The 25,160-nt window shown below is 69.8% G+C and carries 21 protein-coding genes and 1 pseudogene; 7 read left to right on the plus strand and 15 right to left on the minus strand.

Annotation, left to right across the window (positions count from 1 at the left end):
• Positions 1–158: 158 nt before the first annotated feature.
• Positions 159–1,475 carry a cation:proton antiporter gene (locus ACFYXK_RS28000; RefSeq protein ID WP_389413615.1) on the minus strand — a complete coding sequence of 439 codons (1,317 nt, stop codon included), beginning with the start codon at positions 1,473–1,475 and terminating at the stop codon, positions 159–161.
• A gap of 580 nt (positions 1,476–2,055) precedes the next feature.
• Here ACFYXK_RS28000 and ACFYXK_RS28005 point away from each other — a divergent pair.
• Complete coding sequence (locus tag ACFYXK_RS28005; protein WP_389413616.1) at positions 2,056–3,489, plus strand: hypothetical protein; 1,434 nt, start codon at positions 2,056–2,058, stop codon at positions 3,487–3,489.
• A gap of 159 nt (positions 3,490–3,648) precedes the next feature.
• On the opposite strand, the gene ACFYXK_RS28010 is transcribed toward ACFYXK_RS28005, so the two are convergent.
• A complete protein-coding gene (locus tag ACFYXK_RS28010; protein ID WP_389413617.1) occupies positions 3,649–4,884 on the minus strand; it encodes an MFS transporter in 1,236 nt (411 codons plus the stop codon).
• Positions 4,885–5,133: 249 nt separating this feature from the next.
• On the opposite strand from ACFYXK_RS28010, the gene ACFYXK_RS28015 reads away from it, so the two are divergent.
• On the plus strand, positions 5,134–5,430 hold the full coding sequence (locus ACFYXK_RS28015; protein ID WP_389413618.1) for a barstar family protein: 297 nt from the start codon (positions 5,134–5,136) through the stop codon (positions 5,428–5,430).
• Between the two features lie 185 nt (positions 5,431–5,615).
• Here the strand turns inward: ACFYXK_RS28015 and ACFYXK_RS28020 are convergent, their stop codons facing one another.
• A complete protein-coding gene (locus ACFYXK_RS28020) occupies positions 5,616–6,011 on the minus strand; it encodes a winged helix-turn-helix transcriptional regulator (protein WP_389413619.1) in 396 nt (131 codons plus the stop codon).
• A gap of 83 nt (positions 6,012–6,094) precedes the next feature.
• Here ACFYXK_RS28020 and ACFYXK_RS28025 point away from each other — a divergent pair, with 83 nt between their 5' ends.
• Positions 6,095–6,772 (plus strand): nitroreductase family protein, encoded by a 678-nt coding sequence (locus ACFYXK_RS28025; protein WP_389413620.1) that lies wholly within the window; start codon positions 6,095–6,097, stop codon positions 6,770–6,772.
• Positions 6,773–7,182: 410 nt separating this feature from the next.
• Here the strand turns inward: ACFYXK_RS28025 and ACFYXK_RS28030 are convergent, their stop codons facing one another.
• From ACFYXK_RS28030 to ACFYXK_RS28045, 4 genes are all read right to left on the minus strand, one after another.
• Positions 7,183–8,895 (minus strand): oxidoreductase, encoded by a 1,713-nt coding sequence (locus ACFYXK_RS28030; protein WP_389413621.1) that lies wholly within the window; start codon positions 8,893–8,895, stop codon positions 7,183–7,185.
• A gap of 211 nt (positions 8,896–9,106) precedes the next feature.
• Positions 9,107–9,874 (minus strand): GntR family transcriptional regulator, encoded by a 768-nt coding sequence (locus tag ACFYXK_RS28035; RefSeq protein WP_389413622.1) that lies wholly within the window; start codon positions 9,872–9,874, stop codon positions 9,107–9,109.
• 624 nt (positions 9,875–10,498) lie between these two features.
• The gene (locus ACFYXK_RS28040) at positions 10,499–10,684 is read right to left on the minus strand and encodes a hypothetical protein (RefSeq protein ID WP_389413623.1); all 186 of its coding nucleotides are present in this window, start codon (positions 10,682–10,684) and stop codon (positions 10,499–10,501) included.
• A 1,302-nt stretch (positions 10,685–11,986) separates the two neighbouring features.
• Positions 11,987–12,604 carry a TetR/AcrR family transcriptional regulator gene (locus ACFYXK_RS28045; protein WP_389413624.1) on the minus strand — a complete coding sequence of 206 codons (618 nt, stop codon included), beginning with the start codon at positions 12,602–12,604 and terminating at the stop codon, positions 11,987–11,989.
• Positions 12,605–12,724: 120 nt separating this feature from the next.
• Between ACFYXK_RS28045 and ACFYXK_RS28050 the strand changes: the two genes are divergently transcribed.
• Complete coding sequence (locus tag ACFYXK_RS28050; RefSeq protein ID WP_389413625.1) at positions 12,725–14,176, plus strand: amidase; 1,452 nt, start codon at positions 12,725–12,727, stop codon at positions 14,174–14,176.
• A 163-nt stretch (positions 14,177–14,339) separates the two neighbouring features.
• On the opposite strand, the gene ACFYXK_RS28055 is transcribed toward ACFYXK_RS28050, so the two are convergent.
• The 7 genes from ACFYXK_RS28055 to ACFYXK_RS28085 all read right to left on the minus strand — a co-directional run bounded on the left by ACFYXK_RS28055 (position 14,340) and on the right by ACFYXK_RS28085 (position 21,415).
• On the minus strand, positions 14,340–15,533 hold the full coding sequence (locus tag ACFYXK_RS28055) for a hypothetical protein (RefSeq protein ID WP_389413626.1): 1,194 nt from the start codon (positions 15,531–15,533) through the stop codon (positions 14,340–14,342).
• 292 nt (positions 15,534–15,825) lie between these two features.
• Entirely contained in the window at positions 15,826–16,680 is an 855-nt protein-coding gene (locus ACFYXK_RS28060; protein WP_389413627.1) for an alpha/beta hydrolase, read from the minus strand.
• A 212-nt stretch (positions 16,681–16,892) separates the two neighbouring features.
• Positions 16,893–18,341 (minus strand): enoyl-[acyl-carrier-protein] reductase FabV, encoded by a 1,449-nt coding sequence (locus ACFYXK_RS28065; protein ID WP_389413628.1) that lies wholly within the window; start codon positions 18,339–18,341, stop codon positions 16,893–16,895.
• Positions 18,342–18,509: 168 nt separating this feature from the next.
• Positions 18,510–19,352 (minus strand): SAM-dependent methyltransferase, encoded by an 843-nt coding sequence (locus ACFYXK_RS28070; RefSeq protein ID WP_389413629.1) that lies wholly within the window; start codon positions 19,350–19,352, stop codon positions 18,510–18,512.
• 352 nt (positions 19,353–19,704) lie between these two features.
• Positions 19,705–20,349, minus strand: coding sequence for a dihydrofolate reductase family protein (locus ACFYXK_RS28075; protein ID WP_389413630.1), 645 nt, complete (start codon positions 20,347–20,349; stop codon positions 19,705–19,707).
• A 115-nt stretch (positions 20,350–20,464) separates the two neighbouring features.
• Positions 20,465–20,863 (minus strand): nuclear transport factor 2 family protein, encoded by a 399-nt coding sequence (locus ACFYXK_RS28080; RefSeq protein ID WP_389413631.1) that lies wholly within the window; start codon positions 20,861–20,863, stop codon positions 20,465–20,467.
• A 39-nt stretch (positions 20,864–20,902) separates the two neighbouring features.
• Entirely contained in the window at positions 20,903–21,415 is a 513-nt protein-coding gene (locus ACFYXK_RS28085) for a PadR family transcriptional regulator (RefSeq protein WP_389413632.1), read from the minus strand.
• Positions 21,416–21,505: 90 nt separating this feature from the next.
• Here ACFYXK_RS28085 and ACFYXK_RS28090 point away from each other — a divergent pair, with 90 nt between their 5' ends.
• A complete protein-coding gene (locus ACFYXK_RS28090; RefSeq protein ID WP_389413633.1) occupies positions 21,506–22,060 on the plus strand; it encodes a hypothetical protein in 555 nt (184 codons plus the stop codon).
• 82 nt (positions 22,061–22,142) lie between these two features.
• Here the strand turns inward: ACFYXK_RS28090 and ACFYXK_RS28095 are convergent, their stop codons facing one another.
• Complete coding sequence (locus ACFYXK_RS28095) at positions 22,143–24,044, minus strand: hypothetical protein (protein ID WP_389413634.1); 1,902 nt, start codon at positions 24,042–24,044, stop codon at positions 22,143–22,145.
• Positions 24,045–24,299: 255 nt separating this feature from the next.
• On the opposite strand from ACFYXK_RS28095, the gene ACFYXK_RS28100 reads away from it, so the two are divergent.
• Both ACFYXK_RS28100 and ACFYXK_RS28105 read left to right on the plus strand, forming a co-directional pair.
• Positions 24,300–24,842: an EF-hand domain-containing protein gene (locus tag ACFYXK_RS28100; RefSeq protein ID WP_389413635.1), complete on the plus strand. Its 543-nt coding sequence runs from the start codon at positions 24,300–24,302 to the stop codon at positions 24,840–24,842.
• A gap of 106 nt (positions 24,843–24,948) precedes the next feature.
• Positions 24,949–25,116, plus strand: a pseudogene (locus tag ACFYXK_RS28105) (IS5/IS1182 family transposase); the annotation flags it as partial.
• Positions 25,117–25,160: the final 44 nt, after the last annotated feature.

Here is a 25,160-nt window from a genome sequence, read left to right on the forward strand (position 1 = left end):
CGGCCCTTCCGGATCTTGCCTGACCCGCGCCGCCTGGCACCGCACCTCGCCGCGTTGTCGGGGCGCCCGAGTACATCCAGTACTCGGGCGCCCCTCCGCCTTGCGATGCACGGCACCAGACGACGCGGGCTTGACCGGCAAGATCCGAAAGAGACGACCTAGCCCGCCTTGACGCTCGTGCGGACCATTCCTGCCGTGCGCTCGGACACCTCGGATGCCTCGGACGCCTCGGATGCCTCGGGCGCCTCGGTTGTCTTGGGCAGGTCGGTGCCCGTCGGACGGCCGAGGAGCCAGCTCAGCAGCGGACCCGCCATGGCGGTCGTGACCACGGCCATGACGACCATGAGCGAGTAGAGCCCCTGGTCGAGGAAGCCCAGCTGCAGACCCACGTTCAGGACGATGAGTTCCGTCAGGCCGCGGGTGTTCATCAGCGTGGCGAGCGCAGCGGACTGCCGCACCGGCATCCGGTTCAGCCGGGCGGCCACGAACGCGCCGATGAACTTGCCGCCGACGGCCACCAGGAGGATCAGAGCGAGGGCTCCCAGCCCGTCCATGTTCAGCCCCGAGAGGTCGACCTTGAGGCCGGCGACGAGGAAGAACACCGGCAGCAGCAGCGTGCCGTTCATCTCCCCGAGGCGCTCGTGCACCTTCGAGCGGAGCTGCTCGGTGCCGGTGCGCGGGAGGACCACACCGAAGAGGAACGCGCCGAAGATGTAGTGCAGACCCACCCACTCGGTGGCGGCGGCGGACAGCAGCAGGCCCGCGACGATGCAGGCGAACACGGTCGGGGTGAGCCGGAGCTCGGGCCGGCGGGCCGCGTAGCGCTGCAGCAGGGGGCGCAGGACGAAGAGCATGCCCAGCAGGTACGGGATCGCGAGCAGGATGCGCCACGTGTCGGCGCCGGCGGAGCCGCTGATGGCGACTACGGCGGCGAGCACCGACCAGGCGAGGACGTCGTCGATGGAGGCGCAGGCCAGAGCCACCACGCCCAGCGGGGTGCGCGTCATCTTCCGGTCGGTGAGGATGCGGGCCAGTACCGGGAACGCCGTGATCGACATGGCGATGCCCATGAACAGCATGAACGCGGTCTGATCGCCGGTGCCGTACTCGTCCATCAGGTAGAGCGCCAGGACCATGCCCAGGCCGAAGGGCAGCACGATGGAGCTGAACGAGATGCCGGCGGCAAGGCTTCCGCTGCCGCGGATCAGCTTGGCGTCCCACTCGAGGCCGACGATGAACATGAAGACCGCGACTCCGACCGCGGCCAGAGCGCCGAGCAGTGGCCGGATGGATACGGGGAAGAGGGCGTCGGAGATGGCTCCGTGGAAAAGAGTCGGTCCCAGCGCGATGCCGGCGAGGACCTCACCGATCACCGCGGGCTGTCCGAGCCGCCGGGCCAACGCGCCGAGTACGCGTGCCAGGATCACGATGGCGGCGAGGCCGAGGAGGAGTGACGTGGTCTGATGGGTGTTCATACGGTCCGTCTCCGTAAGTCGGGGTCTGTCCTGTGACCCCTTGGGGCAGCGCGGGCGGGTGGTCATGTGCCGGTGACCGCCTGGTGCGGTCACCGGGTTTCGTCGGGTACGTGAACTGGATAGCGGTTCACGGGGCTGCGCAACGACTCTGTGCCCTCTCGGAAGAGACCCGATGCAGTCCCGCCGGAGTCTGCTTCGAGGGCCGCTGCAGCAACGGCCCCTGACGTCGGGGAAAGCCACGGATCACCGCCTCGCGCGCAGGTGCCGGCCGGCCTTCCACGAGGCCTCGGTCGCCGCCGTCCGGGGCCCCAGATGCGCGATGAGACGCCTCCGGGCGCGCCCTGGTGGGCGGTTGGCGCCCCGCACACGTGTGAGGGACCACGAAGCCCAGGCAGCCGTACGGGGTATTCGACTCGTCCGTATGGTCCTCACCCAGAGGCGTTGGCCATGCCGGAACACCCGTGCCGCCTGGCGTCGGCCGCGGCGCGTCCGGGTCCCAGGGCCGCGACGATCCCGGAGCGCCCTGTGACGGGCACCGGCCGCCATGCTGCGAGCGCCTGGGGATCGACGGGAGGTCTTGATGTCGGGAACCGCGGTCTCGAGCACGCCGGAACGGGCGCGTGCGGGGCGAACTGCCGGCGGCAGCGCGTGGTGGGTGCCGGTACGGGTATGGGCGGCGGGGTTGGCGGTGCTGGCCGCGGCGGTCGCACCGGCCGCGGCGGCGCCCACGCCGCCCACGCCGGCCACGCCGCCCGTCGCCGCTCAGGCCGGAACCTTCGCCTACGTCGCCAACGGCCTCACGGACAACGTTTCGGCCATCAACACCGCCGACAACTCCGTCACCACCACCTTCGGCGTCGGTGAGGACCCCAACGGCGTGGCGGTGAGCCCGGACGGCTCCCGCGTCTGCGTCGCCAACAGGCTGTCGGACACGATGTCGCTGATCCTCCCCTCCATCGGCTCCGTGCTCGGCGTCGACGTCGGTGACAATCCCGTGGGCGTGGCAGTCAGCGCGGACGGCACCCGGTGCTACGTCACCAACACCCAGTCGAACAACATGACGGTGGTCAACACCGCCGCCTTCCCGCTGCCGGTCGTCGCCACGGTGCACGTCGGCACCCGCCCCCAGGGCGTCGCGCTCGCCGTGGACGGCACCCGCGCGTACATCGCCAACAACTTCGACAACACCGTTGCAGTGGTCGACACCACCGCCAACACCCTCCTCACCACCATCCCCGTCGGCCAGCTCCCGCAGGGCGTGGCGAGCGCACCGGACGGCTCCCGCGTCTACGTCACCAACTTCGGCGACGGCACGCTGTCGGTGATCGACACCGCGAGCAACACCGTCGAACTCACCATCCCCATCGGCACCGACACGAGTCCCGCGGACGTGGCGGTCAGCCGGGACGGCACCCGCGCGTACACCGCCAACTTCGAGTCGGGCGACGTATCTGTGATCGACACCGCCGCCAACCCGCCCTCCGTCATCGCCACCGTCCCCGTCGGGGAGGAACCCCTCGGAGTGGCGGTCACCCCGGACGGCACCCGTGCGTACGCCACCAGTTCCGACGACAACACCGTCTCGGTGATCGACACCGCCACCCACACGGTCACCGACACCATCACCGGCTTCGACATCCCGTTGGGTGTGGCGGTCGGAACGAGGACGCTCGGCGGGTCACCGACCACGCTGACCCTGAAGGCGGAGGGGAACGGGCACGGCAAGGGCGAACCGGGCAGCCTGAGCGACCGGGGTCCCACCCTGAAGGTCAGGCTGACCGGCTCCGGCGGACCTCTGGAGGGCAAGGAGATCCTGTTCTCCACCGGCCCGAACCCACTGTGCATCGAAGGGACCGACAGCAGGGGCCGGGCCACCTGCGCGGTCCCGGGCCGGAGGGCCGAAAGGGCCTGCTACACCGCCACGTTCCCCGGCGACGCCGCCTTCGGCCCGGCCAGCTCGACGGTCTGTACGAAGGACACGCACGGCCGGCCCCGTCCCCCGGCGGGAGACTGACGCGGACAGACGGGGCGGGCGGACCGGGGGCCGAGGGGGCCGGGCAGGACCGCGGCCCCCTCGCACCGTGTCACGGGCGGATGCCGCGGCCGGAACCACCTTTCCCACCACCCCACTTGCCCCGGTGCCTCCGCCCGCACCTGCCTCGCCGGGCTGGTTTCAGGCGGCCACCCGCTTGTGCGCGCTCTCGGGCTGCGGCTGCCTGCCGTGGCGTCGGTGCTCCGTCCAGCGGACGACGAGCGGGGCGGTCAGGCCCGTGAGGGCGAACAGCGCTCCCACGACGTACCAGCCGGGGCGGCCCCACGTCACGCACAGCGCGATGAGCAGCGCGGGCCCGACGGCCTCGGCCAGGCCAGCGCCGAGGCCGAAGACGCCCAGGTACTGGCCGGTGGCCTGCTGGGGCGCGAGGGCGAAGGAGATCTCGAACCCAGCCGCGGAATGCCACAGTTCGCCGATCGTGTGGACGGTGACTCCGGCCAGCAGGAGGGTCGCGGCGGCCCAGGCGGGGATGCCCGCGGACAGCGAGATCAGCACGCAGGCCAGGAGGAAGGCGAAGCCGGAACGGCGGTAGGAGAGGGCGCCGGCCACGGGGGTGTCGATGCTGCGGCTGGCCCGCATCTGGCAGGTGACGACGACGACGGTGTTCATCAGCATGGTGCCCGAGATGAGCCAGTGGGGGGCGGTGGTGGCCGCGATCAGCCAGAGGGGCACGGCGACCGTGAGCACCTTGAACTGGATGGCCATGATGCCGTCGAGGAGGGTGAGGGCGAGGTAGGGCCGGTCCCGAAGTGCGATCCAGCGCGGGCCGTGCAGGGCAGGCTCGGGCTCGACCGGGCGCAGGCGCAAGACGATGGCCGCGGAGGCGGCGAAGGCGATCGCGTTCCCGATGACGAGGAGTTGGTAGGCGCTGTGGGTGCCGACCTGTACGGCCCAGCCCGCCAGCACTGCGCCCAGGGAGATGCCGATGTTGGTCACGGCGCGCAGATAGGCGCGGAACTCCTGCGGCCGGTCCCCTCCGTGGTGCCGGATGATGGGGCTGCGTGCGGCCAGCCCGGCCCCTTTCGCCGCGGTGGCCGCACACACCGCGATCACGAACGGCCAGAAGCTGTCCGCCAGCATGAAGCCCGCCGTGGCCAGCGCCTGGACGACGAGCGTGGCGGCATAAACTCCCCTTGCGCCGCGTCTGTCCGCGAGATGTCCGACTGCGATCCCCGCCGCGAGCGCGAGGGCGCCTGCGATTCCGAGCCCGAGGCCCACCTGGGCTGCCGGCAAGCGGACCGCCTGGGTGAAGTAGAGCACCCCCGCGGTCAGATAGAGGCCACTTCCGACGGTGTAGACGAAGTTCGAGGCGGCGATGGTGCGCTGTGGGCCGGAGTCCGGCAGCAGATGGGGCATGGCGTGCTCCGCATCCTGTGCAGGCTGATGGATAAGGACCACGCCAAGATTTATTGCAACTGATGTGCAATAGCAAGAGGGAAGGACATGGCAGCCGAGTACGGGGTAACGCCGCAGGCTGTCAACGGCCTGATGGCGCCTCTGTGCGACCCGAACATCAAGAACCCAGCACGCGTGTCACCGACGCCCCGGGACAACACACCTAGAACGTCTCTCTTTGGCCGGTGGCTGGTTGGTTAGTCTGCTGCGATGACGGACAGCGAGTTGATCGTTGACCTGCGTGGTCGGCGGATCGAGACACTCAACGATTTCTGGGACGCAGTGAGGGAGCCTTGTGGGCTGCCGGAGTGGTGTGGTCAGAACTTGGACGCATGGTCGGACACCATCAATACCCGAGGCATCTCGGACGTGATCGACAGCCATGACGTCCTCGTCATGCATGTAGACAAGCGGGGGCTCTTCGATGGGAGTCGGCGGGAAGGCCAGGCACTGGCCGACATCTTCGACGCGCCTCAGAACCGACTGGTCATCCACGCAACAGCCTGACGATTGGGACCCGCCTCGGTCAGCGTCGCGCCCAGATGAGGAGGGCAGCGAAGTGAAGCGCGGCTTGGCCACCGTCCGCACTGGCAGTGAGAAGGAGACCTTACGAGAGCCATCCCGCCGCCGGCGCCCGACGAGGCTCCGCTCCTGGGCGCGCACGCTACGCCGGTTGCATGCGCTGCACCTGCTCAGGGGGCTTTCCCGGCTTCCGAAGCGGCCCGGGCCCGGGCTCGCTCGATCTCGTTGATATGGGTCTCCGTCCACTGGCGGAGCGCGGTGATCGGCTCCGCGAGGCTGCGGCCGAGCTCCGTCAGGTCGTATTCGACTCGGGGCGGAACAGTGGGATGCACGGTGCGGGCGACGAACCCGTCGGCTTCTAGGCCGCGCAGAGTCTGAGTGAGCATCTTCTGCGACACGCCCTCGATGCGCCGACTCAATTCGGTGTACCGCAGGGTGCCTTCGAGGAGGGCGTCCACGACCAGAACGGTCCACTTGCCGGAGATGTGATCGAGGACCTGGCGTGCCGGGCACTTCGCGGAGTAGACATCGGCCGGCAGCCCGGAGGATTCCACAGTGGTCTTCATGCGGGGAGAGTAACGCACAAAAAGGTGCCCTCTTCCCGATGGAGAGTGACTCTCCAATAGTTAGTGACATGACGAGTCCCACGATGTCTGTCGCCGAAGCGATCCGCACCCGCCGCACCGTCCGCCACTACCTGCCCGACCCGATCCCGGAGACCACGCTCGACGCGCTTCTCGATCTCGCCGTTGAGGCCCCCACCAGCTGGAACCTGCAGGACCGCTCGATCGTTGCGGTATCCGGAGACAAGGGCCGTGCGGGACTGGCATGGGCCACAGGAGGCCAGCCCCAGCCACAAGAGGCCCCGGTCATACTGGTTTTCGTCGCCGAGCCTCAGTCCTGGCGTGATGACCACAGCGACGTCTACGAGCAGGCGCGGCGCAGCGGAGCGTGGAACGACGAGTTCATCGCGATGTTCTCCGCTGCGGCACGGGCGTTCCAGGAGGATCTCGACCAGCGGGGACTGCTCCGGGAGTACGCGGTCAAGGACGCCATGATCGCGGCATCCTTCGTGATGCTTGCCGCTACGGAGATGGGCCTGGCGACCTCGCCCATGAACGGCTGGGACGAGGCGAAGGTGAAGAAGGTGATCGGGATCGATGGCCGTGACGACCTGGCCATTGCCCTGTTGGTGTCGGTCGGCTATCCGGCGGAGGACCAGCGCCATCCAGGTCGGCGTGCCCGGGAGCGCACCGTCTTCCACGAATCGTACGGGGCCGGGAATACCGCACCCGGCACAGACCGGCCGCTCCGGCTGCCTAGCTGACCCAGTCTCCGGCAGCGGCTCGCCGCCATTTGACGGCGACGGTGGTGTCGATGCGGGGCTCCGCAAGGCGGCTGCCGAGCTTTCGGAGTCGTTCGCCCATGGCCCGGACACTGAACGGGCGAACGGGAGCCTTTGCGTAGGCGGGCGGCCTGGCTGTCGGTCTTCTCCGGGATGGTGTGCCGGATGCCCCGGCGCCGTAGGTACGCGCGGCAAGGGCCGTTGCTGTACGCCTTGTCGGCCGCCAGGTTGTCGGGCTTCCTGCGAGGCCTGCCCGGCCCGGTTCGGGGGAACCGATGTTCTCCAATACCGGCTTGAACCGCGTGCAGTCAGCCCGCCGGCCTGGGGTGACGATCAGGGATGGGGGACGGCAGCGGCCGTCCGCGCTCGGGTGGAGCTTCATGGTGAACCAATCACGGCGGCGACGGGTCCCCCTCATCGCTCCCGGAGAGGCCAGGAGGGGTGAGGAGGCCGGTCTCAGGGGTGGCGCTCGAGTCAGGTTGTGCCGGTGGTAGACCTACGCGGGCGCGAAGGAGGTCTGCTTCTGCTCTTCTCATCTCGGCTTGCGCTCGGATGACGTCGGCATCTGCCCGCCCGCGTGCCTGGACAATGTCGGAGGCGTTTTGCCCGCGGGCCCTGACGAACTTGGCGAGTCCGTTGAGGATGCCACCGATGAGCACGCCGGAGGCGGTGATGGCGCTGACGACGGCCACGACCACGGGAGGTGCGTCGGAGGGGCCCAAGGCGGCGCCGCTGCCGATGTCTTGCAGGGCCGCTCGCGTGCTGAGCCAGGCCACCATCAGCAACGCGATCACGATGGTGACCCACAAGGCCACTGCCGCACCGGGAGTGTCTTGCAACGCCTGCCAAACCCGTCTCTGCCTGGGCAAGGCGGCTCGCATCCGTCGGCGTTGGGCACGCCGGACCTGCCTGGCGGCGTGGTGGTCGCCGCTGCGGTGGTACACGGCAGCGAGCTGCTCATACGGCTGGGGGGCGTAGGAGGAGGAGGCGTGGGTCAGCCACTCCAAGCGAAGCTCGGGCGAGGGGGAGCCAATTGATATCAAGTTGTCGTAGACGAAGCCGTCGATGAGCACACGATGGGGCCCCGGCCAGCTTGCAAGCCGGTCGACAAGATTGACCACCTGTGCGCCGTTGAGGACAACCAGTCCACCCTGTGGCGGCTCCCCCGTGAAGCGCAGTTCCTCTGTGTGGACGCGGCGCAGGGACACCTCCTGCTCGTCCCTCAGCGTGAACCGCGCCGAGTCCAGATCGATGGCGTCACCGAAGCGGCCGTCGTCGAGGCGGATGCCGCCCACACTCTCGAAGGGCCGTCGCGGAATGCCGCGGGTCCATGGGCTGCTGGACCGCAGCGGCTGGACGACCTCGACCGGAGTCAGGAGGAGGGCGCGCCCGACACTCATCAGGGGAGCATTGAGGGAATACCGCCCATATGGGTTGGTCAGGCGGCTCCCGCGCAGGGAAACCGATTCACCGACCGCCGCGCCGCGCAGACTCACCTCGCCGTGCGTCTCCATCATCTCGGCCTGCACGCCGTGTCCGACCAAGAGCCTGTCCGCCATGATCGACTTTCCGTGCTGGTCGCGGCCCACGACGGCGGCGTTGAGCAGCAGGTCAGTGCCGATGTGGGCTTCGGTCAGACGGACACCGTTGGCGAAGCGGCAGCGGGGGAGCTGGAGGGCGCCCCTGGTATGGACGCGGACACCTTCCAGGCACGGCACCGAGCAGTCCAGGAGTCGTAACCTGGTGAAGTGTGCCTCCTCGAGCAGCACCTCCCTGTCGAAGCGGCACTGCATCATCTCGAAGTACGGGGCGACAGTACCGCCCGCGAGATCGAGCACGTCCGTGATCCGCACACCCTGCAGTCTCAGCGAGGAGACCCGGCCCTTCAGAGCCGGCGGTCCGCTGAGCAGGAGCCACGCCACGATCCGCGCACGCACGCTGCGCTCGGGGCCCCAGGAGTGCCCGCCGTGCGGGTCGTCCACCGCCGGGTCACCGACGCGCAGGTCGTAGACGCTTCCGTTGCGGAACGCCTGCCACATACCTGTCTCGGCCTCGGTCAGCCACGTTGGTGAGTCGCCGTCTTCGCCTGCCGTCGCGATGGTCATCGTCGCATTCTCCCCCTGCGGTCACTGTTCGCGGGCCCCATATCCAACTGTTCCCAGACGGGAGTTGGTCACGGATCGGATCGCAGCCCGACCCCTGTAGACCCTGGGCTTGCGGCCGCCGTTGTCCGCGCGGGTGCGTTCGTCCCGGCCTCGTCGGCCGATCGCCGACGGGGCCAGCTCCACGGGAGGCCGGCCGACAGGGGCATGCGGCCTACTTGATTTCCATCCGGTAGCGAAATTCGTACCGGTCGGCAGGGAACACGACGTTGGCGGTGCAGACAGGCAGTCCTTGCGCTCGCCAGGTCTGCTCGATGGCAACGACGGGAGTGCCCAGGGGCGGCATGTGCAGGGCACGCGCTTCTTCCGGAGTGGGCATTCGGCAGTCGAGAGCTTCCTCTACCTCGTCGATGTGGATCCCGATTTCGTCGAATCGGCCGATGACTCCCAAGGAGGCGTGCGGCCCTTCGACGGGAGAGACGATGGCTGTACCCGCTGTGAGGGCCAAGGGCTCCCAGGAGACACTCATGGAGACTCGCTCACCATCCATGACGGTCAGGTAGCGCGTCTCGGACACGGGATCGCCCGTCTCGATGTCCAGCCTCTCGGCCACCTCGAACACTGCTTGCACTTCGAGTGATTGCCGACTCGCGAGGGAGTCCTCTCCGGCCCGTTCGGCTTCCCTCTCGTAGGTCGGCCGGCTGTCTGTTTGCACTTGCCGGAACCAGCGCTGAGGGGCAAGCCGCACACGGGGGGCCTTCCGGCGCACGAAGGTGCCCTTGCCTCTCACGCCCTCGATCAGACCCTCACTCCGCAAGGTAGTGAGGGCCTTTCGTGCAGTGATCTTGGAAACGGGCCACTGCTCGCAGATCTCGTTCTCGGAGGGGACTCGGTCGCCGCCGCGCAGGTCTCCTTGCTGGATCTTGGTGCGCAGATCATCTGCGATCTGAACGTACAGCGGGGTGTGCTCGGAAGCGTTCACAGGTTCTCCCGCGGGTCCGTCCCAGGGCCTCAAGAGGCGTGCTGGGCTTGGGGATTGACACGTTGCCTCGGAGGCTCGTATGTTCACATACTAACTGGTTGATGGAGTAGTGCACAGACCATCAGAGAAGTTCGCCAGGGAGACTCTCTGCGAACGGCCTCCGTGCAGAGCGAGGATGACGGGGCCTCTGCCGAGAGTCAGCAGCAAGGAGCAACCGACCTCACTTCGTAGACGGGGGCGCAAGGTGACGACCGACGAAGGTGTCAACTCTCAGGAGCCCGACGAGTCCCGCAGGCGCTGGCTCTTCCCCACCGGCGTCGCAACTCTGGCTCTTCTCGCCGGCGTACTGATGGTGACGGGCTACGTGAGTGAGGGCTCGCTCATCGTTACGGCCCTGATCGGAGCTGTTGGAGCAACCGCAGCATCGTCATCACGCGATCGATGAGCCTGTGGCCCGACGCAATCCGGACCGAGCGCCGGCAGCTGCGGCGCGCTCCGGCTACAGTCACGGGCGGGGCCCGGAGCCAGTGCAAGTGGCTCCGGGGGTCTTGCGGTCCTCGGCACTCGTCTTGCCGTCCATGGAGACGGCCGTGCGCAGGGTGCGGATGGTTTCCTCCGCCGGGTTCATGATCTCGCCAATGCACTGCTGGCCGACTGGTCGACGTGGGCCAGGCCGAGGGAGTCGCGGGCGATGGAGTCGATGACCCCGGTCGAGTTGAGGTCGCGGCCGGCTTCGTGCTGGGGCCCGGGCCCGAGCCGGAAGAGGCTGGGCACGGTCTTGTAGCCGCGGACGGCGAGGACTCCACTCATGCGGAGGTCGCAGATCAGTGGGCGCCTGAAGGGCTCCGGGTCGGGACGGATCTCCTCTGCGGACGGTTCACCCGATCGTTCCGTCAGGCAGCAGTTCCCAGGCCGTCCTCATACCTCCCCCCTCCGTGGGCGGCAGCCGGTGCCGCCGCTGTCTCGAGATTCCCGTGGTCCAGGGCAGGGCGGGGAGCGGTTCTTCGAACCCGCAGTCGTGCGCAACGGGCGCAGCCCCGACCAGCGTGAGCGCCTCAGCCTGGCGACACGCGACGGGTGATAGCCGGGGGGCGTCTCGCAACGCAATCCGACGAACAGCTGCTCGCGGACCGCGGCCTGTTCTCCCCGTCGACGCGGGGGTGGACCAGCCAACCGAGCGGATCGCTCGGCGCAGGCGCATGGCTGCGGCCTTGGTCTCTGCAGCCCGGCGGCAGCGTTGGGCGCGGGCATCCTCGACCAGGCTTGGCGCAGCGTCCGGCACTGCCTCCAGGTTGGGAAGCGCGTTCCGGCTGAGCTCCCGCATTGCTGCCGTCTGCCGCTCTACGGCGTCCCCGATGCCGTGTCCTTCCGGTGGTCGACGCAGCCCCGCGGCGCGTGACCAGCGCTGATAGCCCAAGGCGGTCTCCCGGGTGAGGTCCTCGAGGACCAGCGCCTGATCCTCGTCGGCGTCGGCACGCTCCAGAACGGGGGTGACGGCAGCCGGGCGCGGCGGGGGCAACACGGCCGGGCCATCGGCGCGGCAGGGACGTCGACCTCCGGCTCTTGCGGACCTTCGGTGGTCGACGACTGGGGCCGAATCCATCCGCCCGAAAACCAGTGGAACCGCACTCCGGTGTGCCGTTACCGTGCTTTCGCCCCCAGTCACCCTGCCAAGGACACGCCGTTGTACACCAAGTGAGACACCCCGAGCGCTGATCCGTCGCGCGTCGCACCTGTGCGCCGCGCTCCTTTTCGCTGCGGTCTTCTCACTGGAACCGGTGTATCTCCATGTCCAACTACTGGGTGGTCGTGCCCACCTGCCTGCCGATCGTTCTCCGCCGTTGCCCCAGGTGCGCGGACACCACCAAGCCCACGGCCCTGGAACGGATGAACGCGCGTTCCGTACGGGAGCGGCCGGCCTGGCAGTCGCCGTACGGTCCGCCACCGCGGCGGGCGCACCGCGGCCGGTGGGCGCCCGCGCCGGTACCGGCCAGGGCTCGGCCCGCTCTGCGGCCCGGGTACGCATGCGGCCGGTGCGAATGATCGCCGGTCGACCGGTGAACAGCGCCCGGTCGGAGTGCCGGAGTCACCGGGGGCCAGGGCGTGTGCGGGTCATTCCTCCCGCACCGCAGTCCCTCGGTCCAGAACTGCGGTGACTGCGGCCACGAGCCTGTCCCCCGCGCGGTCGACGCTGCCGTTCTGGGCGCTGACCTGGGCGCCTTCCAGGAGGAAGGTGATCTCTGCGGAGACATCGTCGGGCACGTGCGCACCGGCCCGCTCGCACATGGCCGTGAGGCGACGCCGCTGATCGGCCTTGTGGTTCTCGATCAGTCGACGGGCCGGATGGGTGGGGTCGGGCAGGCCGGCGATGGAGTTCACGAAGGGGCAGCCCCTTCGGGCGATGTCCGGCAGTCCTTCGGCGATGAAACGTGCCACCCCGAGCACCTGGGCCCGGCCATCTTCCGGGTGCTCGGCTTCCACCTGGTCAAAGGCGGTTGCGTACCCTGCCGCGACGATCCTCAGCCACTCCTCGATCAGCGCGTCCTTGGTGGCGAAGTGACGGTAGAGGGCCATCTTCGTGGTCTTCGCCTGCTCGGCGATGGCCTGGACTCCGACGGCCCTGACGCCCTCACTGAGGAACAACTCCTCGGCCGCGTCGAGGATGCGCTCGCGCGGGGGGAGGCGGGCGACTCTCGAGTCCCGGCCCGGTCTCGGGGGGCTGCTCGTCATGGTGTGCCTCGCTTCGGTCGCGTGGGCCGGCGTCTCTCGAGCCATGTTACGTTACCGACCACCCCCGAACGATACCGGTCGGTATCACACGGGACCGATCGGAAACGTAGGTGGAACGCCGTGGAGCTGCACGAATACACCCAGTACGACGCCGTGGGACTGGCCGGGCTCGTGGCTCGGGGAGAGGTGACCGCGGCGGAGCTCACCGGCGCGGCCCAGGCCGCGATGGCGGCCGTGAATCCACGGATCAACGCCGTCGTCGAGAGCTGGCCCGCCGAAGACTCCCCGGTCCCGGGAAGCACCCCGCTCGCGGGCGTGCCGTTCCTCATCAAGGACCTGGCCGTGTCCATGCAGGGCAAGCGCGTCGAGTTGGGCAGCCGCCTCGCCGCCGGCAACGTGGCAGCGGAGGACTCCTTCCTGATGCGGCGGTTCCGCCGGGCCGGTCTGGTGACGCTGGGCCGCACGGCCACGCCCGAGTTCGCCTACAGCACCACGACGGAGCCGGTCCTGTACGGCGCCACCCGCAACCCCTGGGATCTCAGCCGGACACCGGGTGGCTCCAGTGGCGGGTCGGCCGCGGCCGTGGCCGCCGGCATCACTCCCCTCGCGCACGCCACCGACGCGGCCGGATCGATCCGGGTGCCGGCCGCCAGCACCGGGCTGTTCGGGCTCAAGCCCACCCGCGGTCGGGTCTCCCTGGGGCCGGACGCCGACGAGGTCTTCAACGGCCTCGCGGTGCACGGTGGGCTCAGCCGAACCGTGCGGGACAGCGCAGCCCTGCTCGACCTGATCCAGGGCCCGGAGACCGGCGACCCCTACTTCGCGGAGCGCCCCCGCCGCCCGTACACCGAAGAGATCACCAAGGAGCCCGGGCGGCTGCGCGTCGGCCTGGTCACCACTCCCTGGAGCGGGCGTGCCGTGGAACCTGCCGTGAGCGAAGCCGCCCTGGCTGCCGCCCGGCTACTGGAATCGCTCGGACACCAGGTCGACGTCACGGACGTGGATCTCGGCGTGAGCTGGGAGGAGTTCGTCCTCGCCAACGCCCGCCTGTGGTCCGCAAACCTGGTGACGTGGATCGACGGTCTCGCCGGGGCGTTCGGCCGCCCCGTGGACGGGTCCACCGTCGAGCCCGAAATGCTCGCGAGTTACGCGTGGGGACTCAAGGTGAGCGGTGCGGAGTTCGTCCACGCCCTCGACGTGCGCAACCGGGTCGCCCGCTCGATCGGCGCCCACTTCGCGGCCCAGGACGTGTTGCTGACGCCCACCCTCCCCGAGGTGCCGGTGCCCCTGAGCACCTACGGCCGGGGCGCGGAGAACGCCGACGGGCTGGGCTGGCTGGAGCACCTGTTCCACCGCTCGCCGTTCACCGCCGCTTTCAACGTCGCCGGTACGCCCGCGATGTCGGTGCCGCTCGCGTGCGACCCGGCCACCGGCATGCCGATCGGTGTCCAGTTCGCCGCGGGCTACGGGCGCGAGGATGTGCTGTTCCGGCTCGCCGCGCAACTGGAGGAGGCCGCGCCCTGGGCGGGGCGCAAGCCTGCCGTGTGGGCGGGCGCGGCCCGGTCCGCCTGATCTCCATCGCCGGAGCGCACGCCCGTACTGACGAGGGCTCGGTGTCACGGCACCGAGCCCTCGCTCCGCCGGCGTCGTCGGTGGCCCTGGAGCCGGCCGGCCGTCAGGTCCGCCCGGAAGGCCTACCGCAGCCGCACGCCTTCACCTGCGCGGCTTCGCTCCGCTACGCCACCTTGTGCGGCACCCAGACGGCGGCATGGAAAGGTCCGTTGGCAGTGACCGGGCCAGTGGGCGCAAGTGCTGCGCTGCCTGCGACGACGCCCTGGCCGTTGGCCTGCATCGCAGAGGAGTTGAGGCCCCCGAGGGAGGGCAGGTAGGTGAAGTCGCCGTTGTCGACGCGGGAGACGAAGGCGAAGGAGTTGGGGGCGAAGTTGTCACCGACCATGATGTTCCCGGCGATCTGCTTGACCTCGGTGACACCACGACCGGAGCCGACCATGGCGCTCTTGTGCGTCATCAGGTCGAACGAGGTGGAGAGCAGGCCGTCGCCGCCGACCACAGTGTTCCCGCTGATCAGCTGCGCGGTCAGGAAGTGGGACCCCAGGTCCGTGCGGATGCCGGTGCGGAGGTCGTAGGCGTATCCGGTGAGGGCGTTGCCGGCCGTTCGGGACTGGCCGACCACGGTTGAACCGCTGATGTCGTTGGCTGTGCTGGACCTCCCGCCGAGGGTGCCGAGATCGGTCATCGTCCGGGTGCGCAGGCTGTACGCGAACCCGTGCGTGATGCCGGCCGGCGTGTCCGGCAGGGAGGAGCTGCCGACGACGATCCCACCGCTCACGGCCGCCGCGGCGCTGTTGCCCGACGGGCCGGCGAGGCTGCCGAGATCGGTCATGGTCCGGGTGCGCACGCTGTACGCGAACGCGTGGGTGACCGAGTCGCCGGGCAGCGACGACTTGCCCACCACGGTGTCACCGTTGAGGCCGGTGATGTCGGTGCTGCTGCCGCCGAGCGTGCCGATGTCGACGAGTCGGCGGGTCCGGAGGTTGTAGACGAATCCATGGGTCGGGCCGTCGGCGGAGAGGTCCGACTCCCCTACGATGTGATCCCCGTCCACGCCGGTCGCCCGGCTGGAGCCCCCGAGGGTGCCGAGATCGGTCATGGTGCGCGTGCGCAGGTCGTAGGCGAAGGCGTGTTCGGTGGCGTCGCCGCTCGTCAGCGAGCTTCCGACGACCGTGCTGCCGTCGATGGCGGTCGCCTTGCTGCGGGTACCGCCCAGGGCGCCGAGGTCCTGCACGGTGTACTGCACGGACCCCGCCGCCGCCGCGGCCGACGACGAGTCAGCCCCGTAGGCCGGAGCGGCGCCCCCGGCGAGCAGGCCCGCGCCCACCAGAATCCAGGCACGTAAACGTATGCGCATGATGCCCCCCTGAAGTGATCGATCGAACCGAGCACGGTTCGGCCGACCCTGTGCCTTCCCCGAGCACGGGCCGACCGGATGCTGCACAGCCTTCACTTGTACGGCAGTTCCGATCGGCCAAACAGTGGGCGGTCGGCCACAAATGAGATGCCCGTGACCGCCGCCAGGACCTCCGCGCGGGCGGCATCACCAAGTGGAATGCCCGCATCGGCCGGCCACGGCGGCCGGGAACAGCTCGCCGTGGCCTGGGCGCCGGGCATCGGGCATCGGGCCGGGGCCTTCCTGCCCCCGCCTAGCCCGTCACTGCTGCAAGTTCGCCCAGGAGCCGAGCCGCCGGTGCCGGGTCGATCAGCCACTTCAGGTGGCTGCCCTCGAGGGTGCGGACGTCGTACGGATTGTCCGGCGCCAGTGCGTCGCCCTCGCGGATCAGCCGGTCCTGCAGGGCGAGCGGCAGGCTGGTGTCGTCGGCCAGGCGGACGTAGGTCTTCGGGATGCGGCCCCAGGTCTCGGCCTGCGCCCGGTCGGCGGAGGTGCCGACGTCCAGGTTCTCGTCCGGCTGGAAGGTGTTCAGGAAGGTCAGGAACTGCTCGTCGGTACCGTCGGCGAGGAAGGCCGCCTTGAAGGCCGCGAGGGCGGCCGGGTTCGCGGTGCGGAAGTTGACGCGGAGCAGACCGAGTTCGGCCGGGTTCCCGGCCAGCGCCAGGCTCAGGGAAGCGGCGTCGACCGTGGCCATCTCCGGCTCGGCGTAGTAGTCATTGACGTCGAGGTCGACGGGGCACCAGGCCGAGACGTAGACGATGCGGTCGATCAGATCCGGCCGCGCGTTGGCCGCAGCCGTGGCCGTTATGCCGCCGCGGCTGTGGGAGACGAGGATCACCGGCCCGTTCTGCTTGGCCCGTTCGAGGATCCCGATCAGGTGCGCGGCGTTGTCGGCGAGCGTGACGCCCTTGATCGAACCGGGCGCCGTGGCGAGCACTTCGGGATCTTGTGGCGTCTGGTAGGCACGCGTGTAGGTCGCCTCAAAACCATGCCCAGGCAGGTCGACGGCGACCGAACGGTGCCCCAGGAGGCCGAGTTCGGCCTGGAGCGGCGCGAAGGAGAAGGAGTTGGCGAAGGCTCCGTGGACCAGTACGAATGTCGGTTGCATCTGCGTGCTCACTTTCTGACGTCCTCCGCGCACGCGCCCCGCGACCTCCCGCCGCCCCCGGCGCACACGCACCCCGTGCCACTCACACTTCGGTGGCACAAACCTAATGATCATCAAAGGTGATGGCAATGATCAAGGTCGATGGCACGGGGCAGGCGAGGTCCGCCGTGGTCACGGCTCCAGGCCGTGAGGGTCCGAGGGTCTGCCGTGTGCTATCGGCTCGGCATGGGCCACGGAATGCCGGTCTCGGCCTGCACGTCGTAGTCCACGCCCTCGAGCCCCCAGCCGTAGAGCTCGCGGATCTGGGCCATGAACCAGTCGGCCCCCTGCGAAGCGTGGTCGAGGCCGGCTTCGGGGTCGGCCCACAGTTCTCGGACGCGGTCCTGGACCTGCTGGTCGAGCTCCCAGCCGTCGAGGCGGATCCGGCCCTGGTCGTCCACCACGAGCGGCGCCCTGCCGGTGAGCCGGTCCCACAGCTCCTCGGCTTGCTGGGCGGTGGTGCGGAAGCCGTCGCCGAGCACGGTGCGCAGGAAGGCGGTGTACAGGGCGATCGAGGGGATCGCGCTGGATGCCTGGGTGACGGCGGCTCCTGCGACGGCGGTGAACGCCCGGCCCGTGCCGCCCAGCATCGCGGTCAGTTCGACGGCGGTGGTTTCCAGGTGTTCCTTGGCTGCGCCCATGGTGCCCTGCCGGTAGATCGGGGCCGTGAGTTCGGATCCGATGTAGGTCAGGGCGACGGTGGTGAAGCCGTCGGCGAGCAGGGACCGGTCCGTGAGGGCCTTTACCCACAGACTCCAGTCCGCGCCGCCCATGACCTGCTGCGTCGCGTGCTTCTCTTCTTCGGTGGCGGGTTCCAGGCGGACGCTTGCGACCTTCGGGGTGTCGCCGGAGAAGTCCAGGGCGGGCGCCTCGTAGGGCCGGCCGAGCGGTTTGATCACGGAGTGGTGGACGGCGCCGGTGGCCGGGTCGGTGCGGCGTGGGGCGGCGAGGCTGTAGATCAGGTAGTCGACCTTCCCGTACCGGCGTTCCAGCAGGTCAAGTACCTCGGTCTTTCCCGATTCCGAGAAGGCGTCGGTGTTGACGAAGGCGAAGTCGAGGCCTGCTTCGTCTGCGAGACGGGCGGCGGCGGCAGTGCGGTACCAGCCTGCGGCGGCGGTGCGCCGCTCGGTCTCCGCGCCTTCGTAGGCGACGCCGACGCCCCGGATGCCGTGCTGGCGCAGACCGGTCAGCAGGGTGGCGAGGCCGTAGCCCGCGCTGTGGCCGAGGAGGAGCACGACCGGGCTGGTGCCGTCGGCGCGGGGCGGTATCCGCTCCCACATCCGGGTGACCGTCGCAGCGGATCCGGCGGGGTGGGAGTTGACGATCAGGAAGCCGCGCTGTTTGGGCTCGATGTGCCGAAGGCTCACGGGTGTTGGTTCCTTTCCGCTGGAGGTGAGGCGGGCGGGGACTGCGCGATGGTCTGCGATGGTCTGCAGGCGGCCGGTCTCCCCGTCCGGGACGACGACGGCCGGCTGCTGTCCGCAGGTGGTGACGAACTCGGCCGGGGCCGGGCCGTCGATGCCGAAATCCCGCTCCACGTGGCTGTCTTCGGGAATCGTATCGATGCCGGTGGTGGCGGCTTGCACGAGCGCGGCACGGAGAATCGGCTCCGTGGTTGTCACTTCCGGCATTGACGGAAGTGCCTCTCAATGGGCCGCCGGGGTGGCAGGTCTGGACGGGACAGGTCCGGACGGAACCAGCCTTGAGCCAGCGTCATATCTGAGGATGGATCAACTGGTGTGCTCTTCGATCCGGTCGTGCGCGGCGGTCCGATGGTCGGACGAGGTCGGTCAGGGGCGACGGCAGTGGAAGATCCCCCAGCTCGTAAGGCCCTTCTCGCAGGCCTCCACCCAGAGCGGAAGGTTCTCCAAGAGCCCCTGCAGATAGGCGGGGTGAATGACGTCGGCGAGTTCCTTCGCGCGCTGCCCGGTCTCCTCGGTGAGACGGAGGTAGTGGGTGAGCATCTGGTCGCTGCGGTCGTCGAAGTCGAAGCGGGTCAGACCGAGCCCGGTGATCGTCCGGCGGTAGAAGGCGGGCGTGGCGAACCCCTCCACCTCGAGGCGGGCCACCGCGCCGCGCAGCGCCTCCGGAGGGGCCGTGTCGGCCGCCATGAGGTCGGTGAAGACCATTTCACCCGTGGTCTTCAGGACGCGGACGGCCTCGCCGAGGAGCTGTTCGCGATCGCCGCTGTGGCAGAAGGCCTCCTGCGACCAGACGACGTCGAAGTGGTCTTCGGGGTAGGGGATGTCCTGGAAGGATCCGGTGACGACCTCGATGAGCCCGTCGAGGCCCCGCTCGGCATTGGTCTGACGGTGGCGCTGATTCTGCGATTCGCTGATGTTCAGCGCCACCACCGTGCAGCCGAACGTCTGCGCCAGGTAGCGGGCCGGACCGCCGTATCCGGAGCCCAGGTCCAGCACCGTGCACCCCGGACCGAGACGGCCGGCGACCTTCGCCGCCGCCAGCTCCACCGTCCGCCTGGAGGCCACCGCGACCGACTCGTGCCGCTCGGCGTATACACCGGTGTGGATGTCCTCCCCGCCCCACACCTCGGCGTAGAAGGCATCCACATCACCCGTCCCGTAATAGCGGCGCGCCGCCACCTCGGCCCTCGCCGCACCCTCGACACTCACAACCGTCACCTCGCCATCCGGACCGAACCACCCAAAGCCGCACAGGTACCGCGGCATGACATTAGCCGGACATCCCATGGCCCGGAGGGCGTTTTGCGACCTTGATCACCGGGAGGCGGCGGTCATCGCCGCTGGATCACCACTCCGCTCCCGCCACCGTCAGCGGAAGCGCCTCCCAAGCGGCGACCACTACTGGGTGCTACGGCTCCGAGACCGAGGGCCAGGGCGGACCCGGTGCACGCTGTCACCAGCCCTTGTTGCAGAACTGCTTGTTGACCTGGCCGCCGGTGCCGATGCCGCCCCGGGGAGCCCCCGACCCAGCAGATGCCGACCCACCAGGCGTGGGGCGGCTTCAGTCGTCGCTTCCGGCACCGCGATCGGGTGCACTCATGTCGCCCGTCGCGGGCGTGCCGTCGGCGAGTCCGTAGCGCAGGTACACGGTGCCCTTCAGGCCGGCTGCCGGAGGTGCGAGGAGCGTGACGTTCGAGGGCACCACGCCATCGTCGAACACCTTCTTCCCGACTCCGAGCATGATCGGGTGCAGCCAGAGGTCGATGCGGTCGAAGAGCTTCTCACGCAGGAGGGTCTGCACGAGGTTCAGGCTGCCGACGACCTTCACGTGCTCATGCCGGTCACGGATCTCACGCACCGCTTCGGCGAGGTCCGGGCCGAGCTGCGTGGACCCGGCCCACGAGAGGTCGGGCCTGCCGCGCGAGGCCACGTACTTCGGGACGCGGTTGAAGAGCGTGGCGATCTCGTCGTCCTGGCCGCCTTCCTGGTGAGGCCAGTAGGCGGCGAAGATGTCGTACGTCCGCCGGCCGAGCAGCAGGGCGTCCGTGCCTTCGTACGCGGCACCGACCTGTGCCCCGGCGACCTCGTCCAGCAGGGGTGCCTGCCAGCCGCCGAACGGGAACCCCGCCGGGTCCTCGTCGGGGCCGCCGGGCGCCTGCCCGACGAGGTCGAGGGTCGCGAACAGCTCGATGTGGATGAGGCCCATGACTTGCTCCCGTTGACTCGCTTGTCTCCGTCATGGAGATAGACCTGCGAACGCCCGCAGACTCATCGCCGACGGCGCCCGGCGCGCCCTTCCGACGTCGGGCTTCTTCACCCGGTCACCCGGTCACCGTGTCACCGTGCCGGTGTGCCACCCTCCACTCGCCGCCCTCGCGGCGGTACACCTGGGTGGCCCGCAGGGTGTAGGTGCGCGGCTGTCCGTCGACGGTGACGGAGGTGTGCTCGAGGCCGGCGGTATAGGCCATGTCACCCATGACGTCGTACGCCTGCAGTTCGAACACGTACGACGTGCAGTCGGAGAAGCTCTTCCCGAGGGCGGTGAACAGCTCGTCGAGCTCCTGCTGACCGCTGGCGTTGCGCCACGCCCCCAGGACGCTCACCGGCTCGTTGCGTGACCACAGGGCCCGGCGGGGAGCGGCGTCGCCGTCGTGCAGCGCCCGCTCCGCCTCGTACAGCACGGTCTTGACCCACACCAGGAAATCGTCGCGGTCACTCACACGTTCATCATGCACCCGCCGTGCGGGACGGGTCCCGCGCTAGCGGATCTGGCCGGCCGCCCACTCGGCCCATTCGCGGCGCATCGCGTTGAAGCGGATGCCGTACTCGAGGGCGATCCGGCCGTGGACGGACAGCGTGTCGTCGCCCCAGTCGACGGAGGCTTCGACGGCGCGCAGCTCCGCGGTGCCCTGCTCCGACATCTCCATCAGCTCGGTGAGGTAGCCCCGTGCCTGCTCGGGCGTCAGTACGCCGAGGAAGAAGACCCTGAGGAGGACGTCGCTGCGGGTGTTTCGCTGCGGCTTGGTCTCGGTCAGCCAGTGCCGCAGCTCCGCGAGCCCCTCATCGGTGAGGGAGTACTCCTTGCGGCCGCGCGGCCCCTCGGCCGCGACGCTGATCAGCCCGGCGTCGGCGAGGCGGGACAGCTCCGTGTAGATCTGGCTCTGCGTTGCGGGCCAGACGGTGGCCAGCGCCGTGTCGAAGCTCTTGAGCATGTCGTACCCGCTGGCCGGGCGCTCGGACAGGAGTCCGAGGAGGGCATGTCGAAGACTCATGCCGGCACTCTACCTTCCACTCTTGACATGTCGAGACTCGATATTCTAGTTTCGACATGTCAGAACAGGAATGTTGAGGGGGATCTCCCGATGTCGTACGCACGCACCTTCCTCCCGTGGATCGTCTTCGCGGTGCTCCCGTCCGCCCAGTGGCAGTGGGCAGCGCTGGCCGGCCTGGTGGTGGCGGTCGCGGTGACCGTCCAGCAGCGCCGGGCAGGTGCCGGGTTCGACGCGCTGATCATCGAGACGGGCTCGGCGGTCTTCTTCGCAGCGCTGACGGTGCTCGCCTTCGCCGCCCCGGACACCCCGCTGCACGCCTACTCGGCGGCCCTGTCCTCGGCCACGCTGGCGCTCGTCGCCGGTGTCTCCCTGCTCATCGGCAAGCCGTTCACCCTCGGGATCGCCAAGCGCACCACGCCCCGCGAGGTCTGGGGGCTGAAGCCCTTCGTACGGACCAACGTCGTCATCACCACCGTGTGGACCGCGGCCTTCGCCGTGACCGCCGGCGTGCTCGCCCTGCTCGCGCACGCGGGCGACGGCCATTCGACCGCTGCCACGCTCGTCCAGCTCGCGGGGTTCGCCCTCCCGATGGTCTTCACCGTCCGCTACGTCGCCTCCGTGCAGGCGCGGGCCGCCGCCCGGTGAGCGCAGCCCCGTGGGCTCCGCCCGTACGAGCTGTCGGCGGTGCTGCCCGGGACGGTGCCGCTACCCGCGGCGGTGCGAGGGCTCAGCTCCCGTTCCGCTGCGCGGTGCTCGTCCGCGACGGCGGGGTGGGCTGGGGGGAGCCCTGGAGGGCCAGCGCGGTGAGGACGACGAGCGAGTCCGTCCAGCCCAGCGGCGCGACCGAGGACGGCAGCCCGGCCCCGTTCACGGTTTCGGGCAGCTCACCCAGCCCGTTGCGCTTCGACAGCACCCAGTCCAGCGTCTTGCCCGCCCTCGTCTGCTCGCCGGTTCCCGACCAGGCGAGGGCGAAGAAGGCCGTACTGGCCGTCCAGGCGTACGATCCCCAGCTGAAGTCGGGGTCGTTGCCGGGCGAGACGCCACCGTTGGGCAGCAGCAGCGCCCGGTAGGTGGAGTCCAGCGCTGCACCCAGACCGGGCGGGGCCGTGTTGAACGGGGGCGCCATGAACGCCACGGCGCTGTCGCGCCCGTGCTTGCCGTCAGCGGTCCGCGGGTACCCCCGCGGGGCGAAGGCGGCGATGCCGGCGGAGAGGCGCCGGGCCGCGTCGCCCCAGCGCTCCGCATCCTCGCCCATGCCCAGCCGGCCGGCCAGGTCGGCCGAAGCGTTGAGTCCGGCGAGGAGCGGAGCGGCCGTACCGATGTTGGTGGTCGCCGTGTCCAGCTCCCAGTAGTCCGGGGACGCCGGCGGCAGCCCGTCCGCTCCCAGCGACCGCGCGGCGTAGTCGGCCGCCTTGCGCACCATCGGGTAGAGCGTGCGCAGCCGTTCGTCCCGGTCGCCCGCCGGCGCCGCTTCGTACCACTGCCAGGTGGCCCAGGGGACCCAGCCGTTGCCGTCCAGCTGCCACTTGCGTGCGTCCGGCGGTCCACTGCCGTCCAGCTTCGTACGCGCTTCCCAGGTCCCGTCGGCCCGCTGGGTCCGCGCGTCGTAGCCCAGGATCCGGTACGCCTCCTCGTCGTGCCCGGTGCTGGCGAACGCGACCGCGGCGAACGCGCCGTCCCGGGGCCAGGAGTACTCCCACGCCGGCGACCACCCCGCGGCGAACGCTCCGTCGGGCTTGAGCAGGGCCCGCATCGACAGCAGCGCGCGCTGCACGGCGGCCCGCTGCACGGCGGTGGTCCCCGGCACCTTGCCCGCGGCCAGCCAGGCGCGGTTCTCCCCGATCTGCGCCAGGGCGCCCGGGTCGTCGGCCGCGACCACGCGGGATGCGGAGCTGCCGGTCGGCAGGTACCTCCACCGGCCGGAGGGCAGGCGGAGCACGTTGCTGCCGTCGACGTAGGAGGCGCCGACGGCGAAGGAGGGCAGGACGGCCTCGGTGTCCACACCGTTCGTCAACAGCCCTGCCGTGCGGGCTGCGAGCGCCGAGGCGGGCACGTAGCAGGGCTCCGTCTCCCCACAGCGCTCGCTGCCGGTGGGATTGACGTGGAACGCGAGCCGGGAGTCGTACGCATGCCAGCCTCCCCAGTACGCCTTGTCATAGTTCCAGCTGGTCAGCGAGCCGGGCACGGACTGGAGCGTGCCGTACCAGGCGATCGGCCTGCTCTCCGCCGTGTTCGCCTGGACGAACAGGTAGTAGGTGGCGCCCGCGGTGACGGCGGCGCTGACCGGGAATTCGACCCAGCCGGCGCCGGCGCCGCCCAGGGCGGCGAGGTTCAGGGTCTTCGAGGCGACCACCGACCCCGCGTCGTCGCGAACCCGGCGGACCTGGGCGGTCACGGTCCCGGTGGCGGCCCCGCTGCTCAGGTAGACGCTGAGTCGAGTGAGCTGGGTGCCGGTCGCGGTGAACGCCTGGGCCGCCGCGTTGTTGGTGGCCTTCACGCTGAACAGCGCCGTCTCGTGGCGGGTCTGCCCGTCGTAGGGCACGGCGGCCGTGGTGTCCGGGAACGCGGCGGGAACGCCCGTGAGCGCCAAGGAGAGCAGACCGGGCAGCAGAGTCCTCGCGAACGCCATGGGTACGGGCCCTTCCGTTACTTGGCGGGCGCGCGGGGCGGGGTCTGCCACGGCGCCGAAAGCTGGACCCACCATGCAGGCCGCGAGCCCAGGGGAAGGGGAAGTCGGGACGTGTCCCACCGGATCGAGGCGTTCCGACATCCGATCGTGTGACATAAACAGCGGAAGCGAGCCGCGCCCGGATCTGAATCCCGGGACACGCCCCCGGGGGCTGCAATCGGCGGGGGCGACAGCACGGCCGCGTACGCTCACGGCATGGGTGCCGAGCAGGTGGCAGTGGCCGACGACATCTTCGATCGGCTGGACACGAACGGTGACGGAGTGCTGGCCTCGGACGACTACCGGGCCAGTGCGGAGCGGCTGCTCCAGTCCTACGGCGCGGGGCCGAACTCGCCGAAGGGACGCGCCCTCATCGAGGCGAATCAGGCCCTGTGGGAGCGCCAGGCCGAGCTGGTCGACCGCGACCGGGACGGGAAGATCGGGCGGGCGGAGTACCGCGAGTGGTTCGCGTCCCTGCCGGCCTCGGAAGCCGGGTCAGGCGCGCTGTCGGGTTCACCGGAGGTGATGGCGGTGCTCCACGCGCAGTTCAACGTGGCCGACCGGGACGGTGACGGGGTGATGGACCTCCACGAGTTCACGGTGTGGCGTGCCCTCAAAGGCATGCCGTCGCAGAGCGCGGCGGCGGCGTTCGCCCTGATCGACGCGGACGGGGACGGTGCGATCAGCTGGGCGGACTTCAGCGGCGCGGGCAGTGCGCACGGCCTGGCGGCCCTGCTGTACGGACCCGGACCGCACTAGGGCGCGTATCGAGTCGTGATCAATTTTCGGGACGTGCCTTCGTGGCACGGTCCGGTCCGACAGACGGTCTTACGAGACGCGAGTGCAACTGACCGATCCGGATTGGGAGTTCGGCGCCTGGTCGACCGTCCACAACCGCTTCCGGCAGTGGCGTGACGCCGGCGTCTTCGAGGCCCTGCTGGAGGGCCTGATCACGGAAGCCGCGAAGCGGGGTGAGGTGGACCTGTCCCTGGTCGGCATCGACTCCACCACCGCCCGAGCCCACCACGACGCCGATCTCTACAAGACTCGATGTGCCCCTAGGTGACGCGCTGAGGT

This window comes from Streptomyces sp. NPDC002209, from assembly GCF_042890265.1.
Classification (GTDB): Bacteria; Actinomycetota; Actinomycetes; order Streptomycetales; family Streptomycetaceae; genus Streptomyces.